Annotated in this window: 14 protein-coding genes, 1 tRNA gene and 1 pseudogene; 9 read left to right on the top strand and 7 right to left on the bottom strand. The window is 57.9% G+C overall.

The genetic code is table 11. The annotated features are described in order from the left end of the window. Positions 1-4: 4 nt before the first annotated feature. The gene (locus ABIE63_RS02255; RefSeq protein WP_183415572.1) at positions 5-1297 is read left to right on the top strand and encodes an adenylosuccinate synthase; all 1293 of its coding nucleotides are present in this window, start codon (positions 5-7) and stop codon (positions 1295-1297) included. A 71-nt stretch (positions 1298-1368) separates the two neighbouring features. Here the strand turns inward: ABIE63_RS02255 and rpoH are convergent, their stop codons facing one another. Next, complete coding sequence (gene rpoH, locus ABIE63_RS02250; RefSeq protein WP_183415571.1) at positions 1369-2274, bottom strand: RNA polymerase sigma factor RpoH; 906 nt, start codon at positions 2272-2274, stop codon at positions 1369-1371. Positions 2275-2382: 108 nt separating this feature from the next. Continuing rightward, positions 2383-3360: an RluA family pseudouridine synthase gene (locus ABIE63_RS02245; protein ID WP_354502454.1), complete on the bottom strand. Its 978-nt coding sequence runs from the start codon at positions 3358-3360 to the stop codon at positions 2383-2385. 46 nt (positions 3361-3406) lie between these two features. Between ABIE63_RS02245 and ABIE63_RS02240 the strand changes: the two genes are divergently transcribed. The 5 genes from ABIE63_RS02240 to ABIE63_RS02220 all read left to right on the top strand — a co-directional run bounded on the left by ABIE63_RS02240 (position 3407) and on the right by ABIE63_RS02220 (position 6061). Then, the gene (locus tag ABIE63_RS02240; RefSeq protein ID WP_354502452.1) at positions 3407-3739 is read left to right on the top strand and encodes a hypothetical protein; all 333 of its coding nucleotides are present in this window, start codon (positions 3407-3409) and stop codon (positions 3737-3739) included. Positions 3740-3742: 3 nt separating this feature from the next. Further along, on the top strand, positions 3743-4801 hold the full coding sequence (locus ABIE63_RS02235) for a low specificity L-threonine aldolase (protein ID WP_354502450.1): 1059 nt from the start codon (positions 3743-3745) through the stop codon (positions 4799-4801). A 32-nt stretch (positions 4802-4833) separates the two neighbouring features. Next, on the top strand, positions 4834-5328 hold the full coding sequence (locus ABIE63_RS02230) for a tetratricopeptide repeat protein (protein ID WP_354502448.1): 495 nt from the start codon (positions 4834-4836) through the stop codon (positions 5326-5328). A 126-nt stretch (positions 5329-5454) separates the two neighbouring features. Further along, positions 5455-5530, top strand: a tRNA-Glu gene (locus tag ABIE63_RS02225). A gap of 270 nt (positions 5531-5800) precedes the next feature. Beyond that, positions 5801-6061, top strand: a complete 261-nt coding sequence (locus ABIE63_RS02220) for a hypothetical protein (protein WP_354502446.1) — start codon at positions 5801-5803, stop codon at positions 6059-6061. A 42-nt stretch (positions 6062-6103) separates the two neighbouring features. Here ABIE63_RS02220 and ABIE63_RS02215 read toward each other — a convergent pair. The 5 genes and pseudogenes from ABIE63_RS02215 to ABIE63_RS02195 form a co-directional block, all read right to left on the bottom strand. Continuing rightward, positions 6104-7120, bottom strand: a pseudogene (locus tag ABIE63_RS02215) (recombinase family protein); the annotation flags it as partial. A gap of 24 nt (positions 7121-7144) precedes the next feature. Beyond that, a complete protein-coding gene (locus ABIE63_RS02210; RefSeq protein WP_354502445.1) occupies positions 7145-7393 on the bottom strand; it encodes a hypothetical protein in 249 nt (82 codons plus the stop codon). Between the two features lie 61 nt (positions 7394-7454). Then, complete coding sequence (locus ABIE63_RS02205) at positions 7455-7628, bottom strand: hypothetical protein (RefSeq protein WP_354502443.1); 174 nt, start codon at positions 7626-7628, stop codon at positions 7455-7457. Beyond that, the gene (locus tag ABIE63_RS02200; protein WP_354502441.1) at positions 7628-8740 is read right to left on the bottom strand and encodes a hypothetical protein; all 1113 of its coding nucleotides are present in this window, start codon (positions 8738-8740) and stop codon (positions 7628-7630) included. Before ABIE63_RS02200 ends, ABIE63_RS02205 begins: the two co-directional genes overlap by 1 nt. Next, a complete protein-coding gene (locus ABIE63_RS02195; RefSeq protein ID WP_354502439.1) occupies positions 8697-9239 on the bottom strand; it encodes a hypothetical protein in 543 nt (180 codons plus the stop codon). Before ABIE63_RS02195 ends, ABIE63_RS02200 begins: the two co-directional genes overlap by 44 nt. Before the next feature lie 693 nt (positions 9240-9932). Here ABIE63_RS02195 and ABIE63_RS02190 point away from each other — a divergent pair. Genes ABIE63_RS02190 through ABIE63_RS02180 form a run of 3 tightly spaced genes read left to right on the top strand, consistent with a single transcriptional unit; the run spans position 9933 to position 14702 of the window. Beyond that, entirely contained in the window at positions 9933-10586 is a 654-nt protein-coding gene (locus ABIE63_RS02190; protein WP_354502438.1) for a DNA methyltransferase, read from the top strand. Next, positions 10583-12163 carry an Eco57I restriction-modification methylase domain-containing protein gene (locus ABIE63_RS02185; protein ID WP_354502436.1) on the top strand — a complete coding sequence of 527 codons (1581 nt, stop codon included), beginning with the start codon at positions 10583-10585 and terminating at the stop codon, positions 12161-12163. The genes ABIE63_RS02190 and ABIE63_RS02185 overlap by 4 nt, the downstream gene beginning before the upstream one ends. Next, complete coding sequence (locus tag ABIE63_RS02180) at positions 12156-14702, top strand: GIY-YIG nuclease family protein (protein WP_354502435.1); 2547 nt, start codon at positions 12156-12158, stop codon at positions 14700-14702. Before ABIE63_RS02185 ends, ABIE63_RS02180 begins: the two co-directional genes overlap by 8 nt. The last annotated feature ends 136 nt before the right edge of the window (positions 14703-14838 follow it).

The following is a 14838-nucleotide window of genomic DNA, read 5'->3' as shown; positions in this document are numbered from 1 at the left end:
AATCATGGCCAATGTCGTCGTCGTCGGCTCCCAATGGGGCGATGAAGGGAAGGGCAAGATTGTCGACTGGTTGTCGGAGCGCGCCGACGTGGTGGTACGTTTCCAGGGAGGCCACAATGCGGGCCATACCCTGGTAATCGGTGGCCAGACCTACAAATTGTCGCTGCTCCCTTCCGGCGTGGTGCGCCCGAACAAGCTGGCGATCATCGGCAATGGTGTCGTGGTCGATCCCTGGGCCCTGATGGATGAGATTGAACGGATCAAGAAGCAGGGTGTCGATATCTCCCCCGACAATCTCAAGATTTCCGATACCTGCGCCTTGATTTTACCGATGCACGGGGCTGTGGACCGGGCTCGCGAAGCTGCGCGCGGCAAAGAGAAGATCGGCACGACCGGCCGGGGTATCGGGCCCGCCTACGAGGACAAGGTCGGACGCCGGGCCATTCGCATCTGCGATATCGCCGACAAAGAGAATCTGCTGCGCCGGATCGAAGGCATGCTGCTGCATCACAATGCCTTGCTGCGGGGCCTGGGCGAACCTGAGGTGGACGGCGACCAACTGGTAAAGGACCTGCTGGAGCTGGCACCGCGTATCCTGCCTTATGCCCAGCCGGTCTGGCGGACGCTTGATACGGCCGTGCGTCAGGGTAAACGCATCCTTTTCGAAGGCGCACAGGGCGCCATGTTGGATGTCGACCATGGGACCTATCCTTATGTGACTTCCTCCAACACCGTTTCCGGCCAGGCAGCCGCCGGTTCGGGCGTCGGACCGAAAGCCATCGGTACCGTGTTGGGAATCACCAAGGCTTACACGACGCGGGTCGGTTCGGGACCTTTCCCGACCGAGCTGAGCGACGAGATCGGTCGCACGCTTGGTGAGCGCGGTCGCGAGTTCGGAACCGTAACCGGGCGCCAGCGCCGCTGCGGCTGGTTCGATGCCGTGATGGTGAAGCAGGCCGTGAAGGTTGGCGGTATCGACGGGATTGCCTTTACAAAGCTGGACGTATTGGACGGCTTGAAGGAATTGAAGGTCTGTGTTGCCTATGAGTTGGACGGCAAGCGGATCGACTATTTACCGGCCATGACCGAGTATCAGGCAAAGGTGACGCCGGTCTACGAAACGATGGAAGGCTGGCAGGAGAGTACCTACGGCGCGCGAAGCTGGGCCGATCTGCCCGCAACCGCAATCAAGTATGTTCGCCGGGTCGAGGAGTTGATCAAGGCGCCGGTTTCCTTGCTTTCCACCAGCCCTGAGCGTGACGATACAATCCTCATGAAGGATCCTTTCGCCGGATAAGAAAGAGGCGGCGCGGCGTGTACAGCAGGCCGCCTCTCGCTCGACTCGGATTTTTGCGTCGCTTACCGGGATCAGGAGTCCGCTTCGGCCAATTGTTGTTCGCTGGCGAGCCGTTCCTCAATCGCAGCATTACGGATCGATTTCTGCAGCTTTTCGAAAGCGCGCACCTCGATCTGGCGCACACGTTCGCGGCTGATACCGTAAACCTGACTCAGGTCTTCCAGCGTCGTGGGTTCGTCCTGTAAGCGTCGCTCCGTCAGGATATGCCTTTCGCGTTCATTCAGCGTGGCCATGGCGTGCTTGAGCAGCGCACGTCGCTTGCCAAGTTCCTCGCTTTCGGCGAGCTGGGATTCCTGGCTCTCGCTTTCGTCCTCCAGCCAATCCATCCACTCTCCGTCGCCGTCCTGGCGCAGCGGCGCGTTCAGCGAATGGTCCGGGGCAGCGAGGCGGCGGTTCATCGAGACCACGTCAGCCTCGGGAACGCCTAGCTCGGTCGCGATATAGGTTACCTGTTCAGGATGCAGGTCGCCCTCGTCAATGGCCTGGATCTTGCCCTTCATCTTGCGCAGATTGAAGAACAGCTTCTTCTGCGCGGCGGTCGTACCCATCTTCACCAAGGACCAGGAATGCAGGATGTATTCCTGGATGGCGGCGCGGATCCACCACATCGCATAGGTTGCCAAGCGGAACCCGCGCTCCGGGTCGAAGCGCTTGACCGCCTGCATCATGCCGACATTTCCCTCCGAGATCAGTTCGGAGACCGGCAAGCCATAGCCGCGATAACCCATGGCGATCTTGGCCACCAACCGAAGGTGGCTGGTCACCAGCTTGTGGGCAGCCTCGACGTCGTCATGCTCACGCCAGCTTTTGGCGAGCATGTACTCCTCGTTCTGCTCCAGCATCGGAAATTTACGGATTTCCTGCAGGTAGCGGGTCAGGTTGCTCTCGGATACCGACGGCATTCTGGGCGCGGCCATGATGTCGCTGCTCCCCTTTCGAACAGAAGTTTCTTGTACTAGGAACCTGAATCCAAGAGCTACCTTGCCATCTTGGCGTCAGTCCCTCCGTATCAAGTTCCTACTATATTAAAGTGCTTCTAAACTATCTTTCAAGACTTGGATATCGGATGGCAATTCTGTGACAAATTCAAGGCATTCGCAGCTTGCCGGATGTCGAAATCCAAGGCTGGCTGCATGCAGGGCCTGACGCGGAAATGCTTTGACGGCGCTCTGAGCCGCCGCGGTGAGCGCCCGCATCCGGGCTTGCGATGTGCGTCCATATAGCGGATCGCCGATCAGGGGGTAACCCGCTTCGGTCATGTGCACGCGAATTTGATGCGTTCTCCCGGTCTCTAGCTTGCACTCCACCAGCGCCGCCGTCCCTTGAGCGAGGCTCTCCAGGACCCGGTAGCGCGTGGCGGCTTCGCGCCCGCCACTGGTCACGACGGCCATTTTCTTGCGATTGCGCGGGCTGCGGCCGATGTTGCCTTCGATGCGCCCGCTGGAGGGGGCAGGCAAGCCCCAGACCAAAGCGAGATAGCGCCGCTCCAGGTCGCGCTTGGCGAAGGCGTCGACCAGCGCCTTGTGGACCGCTTCGGTCTTGGCGACCACCATGACGCCGCTGGTGTCCTTGTCCAGACGATGAACAATCCCGGGCCGTTTGATTCCGCCGATTCCCTTCAGGCTGTCGCCGCAATGAGCGATCAGCGCGTTGACCAGGGTGCCCGTCATGTTGCCGGGCGCAGGGTGGACGACCAGCCCGGCGGGCTTGTTTAGCACCAGCAGGTGTTCGTCCTCGAAAAGGATATCCAGGGGGATGGCCTCGCCCTCGGGCAGAGCCGGTGCGGCCTCGGGAACGTGGAGTTCCAGACGCTGACCCTGTTTGACCCTGGCGGAGGGCTGCATTATCGTCGCGCCGTCCACCTGCAGGTGGCCGTCTTCGATCAGCGCCTTCAGGCGCGAGCGGCTGAGGTCAGGGAGATGGGCGGTCAGAAATCGGTCCAGACGTTGGCCGGCTTCCTCGGCGCTCACTTCCAGTTTCTGCCGTGTGTCGTCTACGGTCATGCTGGCCAGGTTCCAGTTGATTGTCGAGCGTAATGGATAGCATAGCGTGAAGGCTCTGAAAGTCCTTGTTATTGGAATGGCTGTGCTGATCGTGGTCGGCTTTGCCGTAATCGTGTTCACCATCGCAGGCCGTGTAAGCACACCCAAGGACGGTGACGGGACCGCAGTCATCGCCACGCCGGGGCCGGATACCGCTTCATGGCAAACCGATTTGCCACTGCCCAAGGGTTGCCGCCTTGGCGATGTTCAACTCGACGGAGGCCTCTTGCTGGTGCGCCTGGAGGGGCCGTCAAGCCTGGGCTGCGACGACCTGTTGCTGGTCAGTCCGGATAATGGCCGGATAGTCGGCCGCATCAGCCCGCAGTTACAGGAGCCCTGAGCGATGAACCAGAACTTCGCGTCGGACAACACAGCCGGGGCCGCCCCGGAAATCCTGGAGGCTCTGGCCGAGGCCGCGACCGGTCGCGCCATGCCTTATGGCGGCGATGATTGGACGGCTCGTGTCGAGCGGCGACTGGCCGAGGTGTTCGAGGCCGACTGTGCCGTCTTTCCGGTGGCGACCGGGACGGCTGCCAACACCCTGGGGCTGTCGATCATCACGCCGCCCTGGGGGGCGATCTACTGTCACGAGCATGCACATATCATTCTGGACGAAAGCAGTGCGCCCGAACTGTTCACCGGTGGCGCGCGTCAGATCGGCTTGCCCGGGGCTGTCGGCAAGCTTGATCCGGAGACGCTGGCCCGTAAGCTCGCCAATTCAGGTCAGGGCGATGTACACCACGTGCAGCCCGCCGTACTGGCACTGACGCAGCTCACAGAGTGGGGCACGGCCTATAGTCCTTCCGAGATCGCCGCCCTTACCGAGGTGGCCCGGCGTGCCGGAATGCGGGTGCAGATGGACGGTGCTCGCTTCGCCAATGCCTTGGTCGGCCTGGGCTGCAGCCCCGCGGAGATGACCTGGAAGGCGGGAGTCGATGTGCTTTCTTTCGGCGCCACCAAGAATGGCTGTCTTGCCGCCGAGGCTGTGGTGGTTTTTGATCGCGGCCTGGCGGAAAGTCTGCCTTTCCGTCGCAAGCGAGCGGCGCAGCTTTACTCCAAGATGCGTTTCATATCCGCTCAACTCGAAGCCTATCTGGCCGACGATCTGTGGCTCCGTTTGGCTGCCCGCGCCAACGATACCGCCAGTCTGCTGGCTGACGGCTTACAGGCCCTGGAGGGGATCGAACTGGTAGCCCCAGTGCAGGGTAACGAGATATTCCTGCGCCTGTCCGATGCCGTTGCTGCCGGCCTGGCCGAGCGCGGCTTCATTTTCTACCCCTGGACCTTTGGCGGGGCCGGGGTCTATCGTTTGGTGACAGCCTTCGACAGCGAGGTCTCCGAGATCGAGGCCTTCGTCGCGGCGGCGCGGGACCTGACCGGGAAACGGAGCCAGGCATCCTAGCGCCCATGCGTTGGTGAGAGGAGCGGAGCAGCATGCATCTCCAAGAAAGAGCCTTTTCTGTAGGCGCTCTGGCGTCGGCGGTTCTCCTGGCCTTGCTTATTGCGTTGCCGGGGGGCGGGGGCGGCGCACGCGCCGATTTGGGCGGCGACAGCGGGACGAACGATCCCTTCAAGGAAGTTCGGGCCCTGATCGTCAAGGAGCAGTACGAAGCGGCGCTGGTCAAGCTGGATGGCCTGCAGCAGAGTCAGGCCAAGAACGCCGATCTTTATAGTTTGAAGGGTTTTGCCACCCGCAAGCTCGGACGGTACCAGGAGGCGGAGGGTTACTACGATCAGGCTTTGGCGATCGACGACGAGCATATCTACGCCCTGGAGTATCTGGGTGAGCTTTATCTGGAGACCAACCGTCTGGCGGAAGCCGAGAAGGTTCTTGAACGCCTGGACGACGCCTGTGGCTTCTTCGGTTGCGAGGAAGAAGAGGAACTCAAGCAGGCCATTGCCGCCTACAAGGCCAAAAACGGCGGGTAAGAGCGCACGGCGGGGCTCAACAGTCGCGCCGCCGCGTTATGGCCGTCGCGCAATATTCGTCGGCGCGGTGGATTGCCCTTGTCAGGGCCGCGGTCTTTGGTTATATCACCGCCCTGCACCGGCCACGTCCCCTTCGTCTAGTGGCCCAGGACGCCGCCCTCTCACGGCGGAAACAGGGGTTCGACTCCCCTAGGGGACGCCATCCGCCCATAGAAGTGGGCACTCCCTCGCAAAAAGAAGGATAGTCGCCATCGTTGGCGGCCACGGCCTGTGCCAGGATGGCTTTTGAGCCGATGATGCGCACTTCCTTGCCTTGTACCTCAATCCGATCAATGAGGAGCCGCAGATAGCTCTTGCGGAGCGGTGAGTTATCGTTTGCGAACTTGCGCCTGAGAGCGCTTGCAAAGGCTTTGACGCGCTTAGGCGTAATCTTCTGGTCAATGGTTTCCTGAGCGCGGCTCTGGATCGAGAGTTGCCGGATAATCTCCTCACGCTCGCTCTTGAGTGCGCGGATTCGATTAGCCAGGAATTCATCGTTGTCCAGATGGCCGGTTTCGACAGCCTTATAGAGGTTATCCAGCGCTTGGTCGCACCTCCGCAGCTCGCGCTGGAGGTGCGCTACTGCCTCGCGCCTTGTATCGCTCTTATCAGAAGATCGCTGCGTCAATTCCTTGAGGATCACAGTCAAGCGCTCTGGTTCCAAGATGCGCTCCAGGAGGCTATCGACCACTAGCCGGTCCAGGTCCTGCATGGGAATAGGATGGCCTTTGCAGGCGCTGCTGCCGTGGCGAATCTTGTTGGCGCAGTCGTAGTAGCGATAGCGACCGCCCTTGCCGGTACGGATCGTAATCCCTGCACCGCAGCGACCACATTTCAAAAGGCCTGTGAGCAGGGTCGGGCCATTGGTAATGCGCGCCGGGGTCTTACGAGGGCTGCGCGCTTTGAGGTTGCTCTGGACCGTCTCAAAAGCCTCCGGCTCTATGATCACAGGGACGGGAAGGGCGATCCATTCCTCACGTGGTTTTTCCTTTTTGCTGCGACTGTCGAACCTGTTGAAGAGGTGCTCGCCCTTATAGGCGGTGCGCCGTAGGATTTCATGCACGGTCTTTATGCTGAAACGCGCACCCTTGCGTGCCCTGAGACCCCTGGCGCTCAAATGATTGACGATGGCCTTGATACCGAGCGGACCGCTCTTGCCGTCGCCGTTCCTGTAGAGGTCAAAGATCAGCTTAACGGTCTGTGCCTCGTTAGGGTCGATCTCCAGGCGCTTCTTTTCCTTTGCGCCGCGTAGTTCTGCTGTGTAGGTGCGGTAGCCATAGGGTGGCGGTGCGCCGTTCCAAAAGCCCTGCCGCGCGTTCTCCTTCATAGCGCGCAGGGTGTGCTTGGCGTTCTCCGCACTCTGTTGTTCATCGAAGGCTGCGACAACGGTATAGAGAAAATTGCTTGTCGTTTCGTCGCCATAATCCTGGGTGATAGCCACGAGGCGGATATCGTTCTTTTCCAGCATTCTGCGGTAGATGCAGGAATCGGCAACCGAGCGCGCGAAACGTGAAAGGCTATGAACGAGCACCACATCGAAGGGCCGTGGCGTCTGCCGGGCGTCGGCTATCATTTCCTGGAAGGCTGGCCGCCTGTCGTCGGTGCCCGACGCGCCAGGCTCTATATAGACATTGGTGACCTGATAGCCGTTGGCTTTGGCATAGGCCTCGCATTGGCTTTGCTGGTCGGGAAGCGAGAGGTCCTGCTCTGCTTGCCTCGTCGTTGAAACCCTCAGATAGAGAGCCGCCCGCATTCCCGTTCCAGCCATTATGGTCTCCTAATTTTCCAGACTGCTAACCAGCAAACTATCGAAGAAACCGGAAAGCATTTCGATTTCCTCGCCTGTCACCGGCAGGGCTTCGGGTAGATTGTGACTGACCCGGAGCCCGGTTTCGCTATTATACCCGCCGCTATTATACCTGCCCTTGCTCGTGGCTTTTGCGACGGGCCGCCTTGTCTTTTTGGACGAGGCCGCTTTGCTTTGGCCGTCGCTATTAGGCTCGGGCGTATGATGGCTGTCGCTCAACCATGAAAACCTCCTTTCCTGCCTGGATCAATTCCGGCCCTTGCCATGCCATACCCACCCTTTAACGCTCTGCCCGGAAGAGGGCGCGCAAATCGGCTATCAGGCCGCGCTCGCCAAACTCCTCCAAGGTGATCTTTCTGAAAGCCTGGAACTGCTCCGGCGGCAGGGCGGCCTGCGCCAGGTCGATGATCCGGGTCTTGCGATGGTTGATGAGAGAGAGGATTGGTTTAAACATTACCAGAGCCCATAGCTGTGTTTGGTGATCCGTGCGGCCACGTCTTGCTCCCAGGTGAAGGGGTCGTGGTGCAATTTGAGGTGGCTCAGAAGCTCTGCGTGGACCTCCTCAATCGTCAGGGGTGCAGTTGCACCCTTGAGAAGGCCAAGAACTGCTGCGAGGCCTTTTAAGCCGCCGTGGAGGGACTTCGTCTGCTGAAAGAGCCGCCAATTCAGGGGCGCTTGCCGGTCGATCTCCCGGATCAGGCCTGTTTGATCGAGGGCGCTAATATCTTGCAGAAGTCCCTGCCAGAGAGGATGGAGCGGCCAGCGAGAGCGGTTGCTGTCGCCCGAAGGCTTGCGCAGGGTCGTGTGACTGTTCGCCAGCTCACGCAGGATATCGCCTTGATGGATGCCGATCTCGGTCGGATTGGTGATGCCGCCGGGCGCCAGGCGCTCGCGGCGCACCTGAAACTCGACCCGCCAGACATTGTCTTTCTGACCCCAAAGCTGATGGAAGAAAACTTTGCCGCTTTCCTGTTCGATCTCCGCCGATTTGTCATAGAGACGCACCACCACCTCGCCGCGCCCGAAGGTGAGGGTCTGCACCAGGCCATTCTCCCGATGGGTGGCGTCCTTATTGGCGCGTGAGACGATGTGATCGGCCGCAAAATCAGCTAGTGGCAAGTCATAGTCAAAGCTCCAATCAATACGGGATACGGAGCTGGGCCTGTATAGCTTGCCATTGATGGCTTCCAGCCAGGCATTTAGGCGCGCCAGGAGTGCCACATAGCCATGGCTCCAGAGACCCTTGCTAAAGAACTGCACATGGCAACTTGGCTGCATCTTCTCAGTCAGGCGGATTTCAAAGTCCTCATTCACCAGTATGTAACGGTAGGGGTGGCGGCCATAGGGCATGAGGGCGAAGCTCTCGCCACCAATCGTTATCTCGGCGATCTCATCGCGGCGGCTCTCTTTGAGGCGCTGCTGCTGATAGGCCAGATCATCGAAGTCCAGCCAGCTTTCGCCCATGGAGACGAAGTAGGAGACATAGAGACTGTCGATGCCGCTCAGGAGCAGGCGCGGGCGCTCACTGGTCATGGTTGCCGCCATCCGCATGGGCTTTAGCGCCATAGAGCTTATCCATGACCTGGGTGAGATTGATCAGGATCGAGCTGACAGGCGCGCTTTCCAGGACTGTCTCATCGCCATCGAAGGCTTCTATGCCGTGGAAGAAGTGAATGCCGGCCTTAGTGAACCGCCCGCTATCGGGATCGACTTGCCAGGAGACCTGGGCAAAGGCCGGTCCTTCCTGAGTCTCCGAGGCCATCACCAGGTCGTTGTCATCCTCCCAGGCGTCATAGAGAGCCTGGGCGGCAGGCTTCAAGACTTCCAGGGTCGCGCCGTAGCGCGCCAGCTCCAGAAGGATCGCTGCGATCCAGGGTGTCGGCTCGGTCTCATAGAGGCGCGGGATGCCGGTGCCGGTTTCCTTGCCGCCGACCGTCTCTAGAAGATCGTTCTGCGTCCAGTGACGAAGCTGTCGCATGGTCTTGGCGATGTTCGCCGCGCTCAAGGAAGGGGCGATCATCTGCGCCAGCGCCTTGACGGTGAGATAGTGCTTTTCTGTAACCATGTCCTACAAATCCTAAAGTGATAATCCCTTATAAGACAAACAATGTCTTCCGATCAAGCTTAAAAGACAATCGGTGTCTTTCATCATCCATTGGAGCAAACAGGGCAGGGCTCAGTCATAAACGCCAGGAGAACGTGCGGCTGCCGTCTCCCTCAAGGCCAGGCCGTGCTGCGCACGGTCGCTGGCGCGAGCCTTGACCGAGCCGGAGCCTGCACGTTACGGGCTTGGCATGACTAAGCCAGACTCTACCCCCATGGGGTGAGAGTTCTGGACAGAACAGTCCTATCGGTAGCAATGTAATGTGATGTATTTTAAGCCCCCCGTGTTACTGATCACGGGGGCTGAGAAGATAATGGAGTTCTCTCAAATATCTTCTGCTCAGGTGCAAATTGGCGCGACCAACAGAACAGGAACAACAGGAACTCGTACGATTTATCGCGGTGGGTAAGCCACTGCCTGAAAAGCATTGATTCCGCAAAGAAACCGCCTTGGTGCGCGGCTTGCATCGGGTTACGCTGTGGCGGGTAATGGTAATCGGACTCGAGAATGCGTTTTGAGCCAACGTGACGGTGCTGATGCGCATGCAGAATGATTTCGACTTTAAGCGCGCCCGTGGATGCGCCGGCGAAATCAGGGTCGAGCGATAATTTCGATGGTCACGGTCATCCAACAACCGAACTGATTTGAGACGCTATGAATTTGATCAAGTCCAAGAAGCGTGTTGCAGATCACGGGGAGGTGTTTACGCCTTCCTGGCTAGTCGAGAAGATGCTTGATCTTGTCAACGACGAAACCGATCGCATTGATTCTCGCTTTTTGGAGCCAGCCTGCGGCAGCGGAAATTTCCTTGTCCCGGTCCTGCAACGCAAGCTCGCCGCAGTAGAGAAAAAATTCGGCAAATCCGACTTTGAGAAGCGGCACTACGCGCTGCTCGCGCTGATGTGCTGCTACGGAATCGAATTGCTGCCGGACAATATTGCGGAATGCCGAGCGAACATGCTGGAAGTGTTCGCCGACTACCTGATTCTGGATGAGGCGGTTGAGTTGTACCGCGCCGCTTCCAACGTCCTGTCGATGAATCTCGTCCACGGCGATGCCATGACCATGCGCGACACGGATGGAAAGCCGATCAACGTGGTGGAATGGGGATACCTCGGAAAAGGTAAGTTTCAGCGCCGCGATTTCCGGCTCGACGTGCTGACCGGCATGGCGAGCTTCAGCGCCCAAGATTCATTGTTTTCCCAACTCGGCAGGCACGAAATTTTTACGCCCACCAATGTTTATCCACCGATGACTCCTCATGATCTGGCCGGATTTCCCGCCGGTCAGAAGGGAGATGCAGCATGAACGAAATGGCGGTATTCACGCTGCGGGGACGAAACCCGGATGTATTGACCTGCATCGCTAATCTGTCCAACGACGAGGTGTTCACGCCGCCGGAGTTAGCCAACAGGATGTTGGACACGCTGGCGGAATCATGGGCGGCGCGGAACGACGGAGCGAAAATTTGGGCCGATGGCACGGTCAGATTCCTCGACCCGTTCGCCAAATCTGGCGTGTTCCTTCGAGAAATTACCAAGCGGCTCATCGCCGGCCTCGCTACAGAAATTCCCGACCTGCAAACGCGGGTGGATCACGTCTTGACGCGCCAGGTGTTCGGCATCGGCATCACCAGGCTAACCAGTCTGCTGGCACGGCGTAGCCTCTATTGCTCGAAACACGCCAACGGCGAACATTCGGTGGCGAAAAGCTTTGCCACCGATGGCGGCAATATCTGGTTCGAGCGTATCGAGCACAATTGGGATAACGCAAAATGCTCTTTCTGTGGAGCGCCCCGTGCGATTTTCGACCGCGAGCCGGAACTCGAGAACCACGCTTACGCCTTCATCCATACCAACGACATTAAGGCTCGCGTTGGCGAGCTGTTCGGAGCCAACATGCAATTCGATGTGATTATCGGGAACCCGCCCTATCAGATGACTGGTGGCGCGGGGGGGACCAGTGACTCGTCCATTTACCATCTGTTCGTCGAGCAGGCGGTGGCGCTGGAGCCAAATTACATCTCCATGGTGATTCCGTCCCGCTGGATGGCGGGAGGAAGGGGCATGGACGAATTTCGCCAAACATTTCTCGGCGGCGGTCACCTCAAAGAACTCGTAGATTTTCCCGCGTCGGCGGAGGTTTTTCCTGGCGTCGAAATCAAGGCAGGCATCTGCTACTTTATATGGGATAAGCAACATAACGGTCTATGCAATGTCACGACGAGCCGTGGAGGCGAAATTATTGGACCTATCCTACGCAAACTAGACGAGTACGATATTTTTGTGCGCGACAGCCGGGCTATTTCAATTCTGCATAAAGTTCTTAGCCGCGAGGAGGCTTCCGTAAACAGCATATTGAGCCGAGACACGGCATTTGGATTTGCATCGAACTTTGACGGATTCAGAAGTAAACAGCGTGATGGAGACGCCTCTCTGTATTTTATTCGACGGATGAAGAGAGGCGTGGGATTCATCGACAGGAACATCATCAAGAAAAGCGTTCACCTGATCGATAAATGGAAACTTCTTGTCCCTGAGGCTTATAATGGTGGTGACGGGGTACCGCACCAAATATTGGGTAAGCCGATCATTGCGGCTCCGAACTCCGCTTGTACTCAGTCATACCTCGTTTTCCAGTTAGATTCCAAGTCTGAAGCAGAGAGCCTGCAATCGTACTATTTGACGAGGTTTTTTAGGTTCCTTGTTTCTCAACGAAAAATAACTCAACACGCGCTGAACTCGACCTACTCTTGGGTCCCGATGCAAAGTTGGGACAAAATATGGACGGATGAGCTGTTGTACCAAAAATACGACATCACCGCCGAGGAGCAGGCCTACATCGAGTCGCAGGTGCGGGTTATGAACGGGGACGACGGTGAATAAGCCTACCATCGAGGAAATCCTTACACCTAAGCCGGAAGCGCGTCCACGCATCTACGCCTATTCCATTGGCGACAAGGCGCACGAAGGACTTCTCAAAGTTGGGCAAACAACTCGCGATGTGAAGCAGCGTGTGGGCGAACAACTAAAGACAGCCGCGATCACAAACTATGTTATCGAGCTTGACGAATGCGCCGAGCGGGATGATGGCAGCATTATCACCGATCATGCCGTGCGCGACGCACTCCGCCGCAAGGGTTTTGCCAATCCGCAGCTCGAATGGATGCAGTGCACGGTCGCTGACGTGAAAACCGTCCTGGCTGAGCTGCGCACAGGCCAGCAGTTCACCGGCACGCATCACGAGGGCTTCCCACAGCGCGACGAACAGGCGAGGGCCGTAGAACAGACCTATGCCTATTATCATTCACGTTGGCAGGAGGATGCCGCCGCCGTTCCGCGCTTCCTCTGGAACGCGAAGATGCGCTTCGGCAAAACCTTCACCGCCTACCAGCTTGCGAAGAAGTTGGCCGCAAAGCGGGTGTTGGTGCTGACCTTCAAGCCCGCCGTCGAGGATGCTTGGCAGACCGACCTTGAAACCCATGTGGATTTTGATGGATGGCAATATCTGTCGCGCAATTCAGGGCGCGATCCCAGCCAGATCGACCGCGACAAGCCGGTCGTCTATTTTGGCTCTTTCCAAGACCTGCTCGGGCGCGACAAAGCAGGAAACATCAAGGCCAAGAACGAGTGGCTTCACGCGATCCATTGGGATCTGGTTGTGTTCGACGAATACCATTTCGGCGCATGGCGAGACACGGCGAAGGAACTCTTCGAGGGCGAGGACGCGGCGGAGGCCAAGAAGGAAACCAGCCTCGAATATGCTGCTGATCTTGAGGACGTGAACGAAGACTTGAATATGCTTTCGGTGAGCGAGGCCGAATTTCTACCCATCACCACACAGGCCTATCTCTATCTCTCCGGAACACCGTTCAAGGCGCTCGCCACAGGCGAGTTTATTGAGGAACAGATATTCAACTGGACCTATACCGACGAGCAGCGCGCCAAGGCCGAGTTTGCAGCAAAGAATCCGGGCAAACGAAATCCCTATGGCGCGCTACCGCAAATGCGGCTTCTGACGTATCAGATGCCTGATGAGCTGCTGGCGATCGCCAGCGCCGGGGAGTTTGACGAGTTCGACTTGAATGCCTTTTTCGCGGCCACCGGCACAGGGGACACGGCAGAATTCAAGTACAAGACCGATGTGCAGAAGTGGCTGGACATCATTCGGGGCAGCTATGCGCCGCAAGCAGTCGAAAGCTTGAAAACCGGCAGAAGGCCCCCGTTTCCCTATTCGGATGTTCGGCTGCTCCCCTACCTGCAACATTCATTCTGGTTCCTGCCCAATGTAGCCGCTTGTCATGCCATGGCGAAACTGCTGTCGGAGAAGCACAATGTGTTTTGGCACGATTACAAAGTCATAGTGTCGGCAGGCGCATCGGCAGGGATCGGGCTTGATGCCTTGCCACCCGTCAGGCAGGCGGTCGGCAGCGGCTTCGATACCAAGACCATAACGTTATCGTGCGGCAAGCTGACAACCGGGGTAACAGTGGCACAATGGTCCTCGATTCTGATGCTGCGAAACCTCAAATCGCCAGAAACCTATTTCCAGGCTGCATTTCGGGTGCAATCGCCGTGGTCGATCAAGAATCCCAACGGCAATAATCCAAATGAAGAAGAAGTGCTGAAGCCCATCTGCTTCGTGTTTGACTTCGCACCGACGCGGGCGCTGCGGCAGTTGTCGGAGTATGGCATCGGCCTTTCACCGGGCGAAGCAAATCCCGAGAATGCCGTGCGGGACCTTGTCTCCTTCCTGCCTGTGCTCGCCTATGACGGCGCAAACATGACGCAGATTGACGCGGGCGGTATTCTCGACATTGCCATGGCAGGAACATCGGCGACGTTGCTCGCCAGAAAATGGGAATCTGCATTGCTGGTCAATGTGGACAATTTCACCTTGCGCCGTGTCCTCGACAATGCTGAGGCAATGGCTGCCGTCGAGCGGATCGAGGGATGGAGAGCACTGGGCGACAACATCATCGAGACGATCATCAATAAAAGTGACAAGGTAAAAGAACTTAAGAACAAGGCAAAAGACGGCGACCTAACACCGGGCGAGAAGAAGGAATTGAGCGCCGAGGAAAAGGAGTACAAGTCCAAGCGCAAACTCGTTCAGGAAAAGCTTATTAAGTTCGCGACGCGCATTCCGGCCTTCATGTATCTGACGGATTTCCGCGAAAATACGCTTCAGGACGTAATTACCAAGCTTGAACCAGATCTGTTCCTCTCCGTGACTGGATTGCCGGTCGCAGATTTCCATCTTTTGGTGCGTCTCAAGGTTTTCAACACAGAACGTATGAACGAAGCTGTCTTTGCGTTCCGTCGATACGAGGATGCTTCTCTGCGCTACACGGGCATCGATAGCCACGACGACCTGACCCAATACGGCCTATACGACACCGTTGTGGCGAAGGAAGCGGTTTAAAGGTTTTGACTGCTTCTGCTGCTGCGCTGAACCGGTATATTCGCGTCTGCCGCCCACGATCCAAACCTGCTTTAACCTTTCCCATCCTTTTGTCTTAGTGCCTGTCAATCCATGTGCTCCTTCGGGCGGCGCGACG

The sequence above is a fragment of the Limibacillus sp. MBR-115 genome (assembly GCF_040549425.1).
Classification (GTDB): Bacteria; Pseudomonadota; Alphaproteobacteria; order Kiloniellales; family CECT-8803; genus Limibacillus; species Limibacillus halophilus.
Note: the sequence above shows the minus strand (reverse complement) of the source record. Positions and strands in the feature narration are given on the sequence as shown.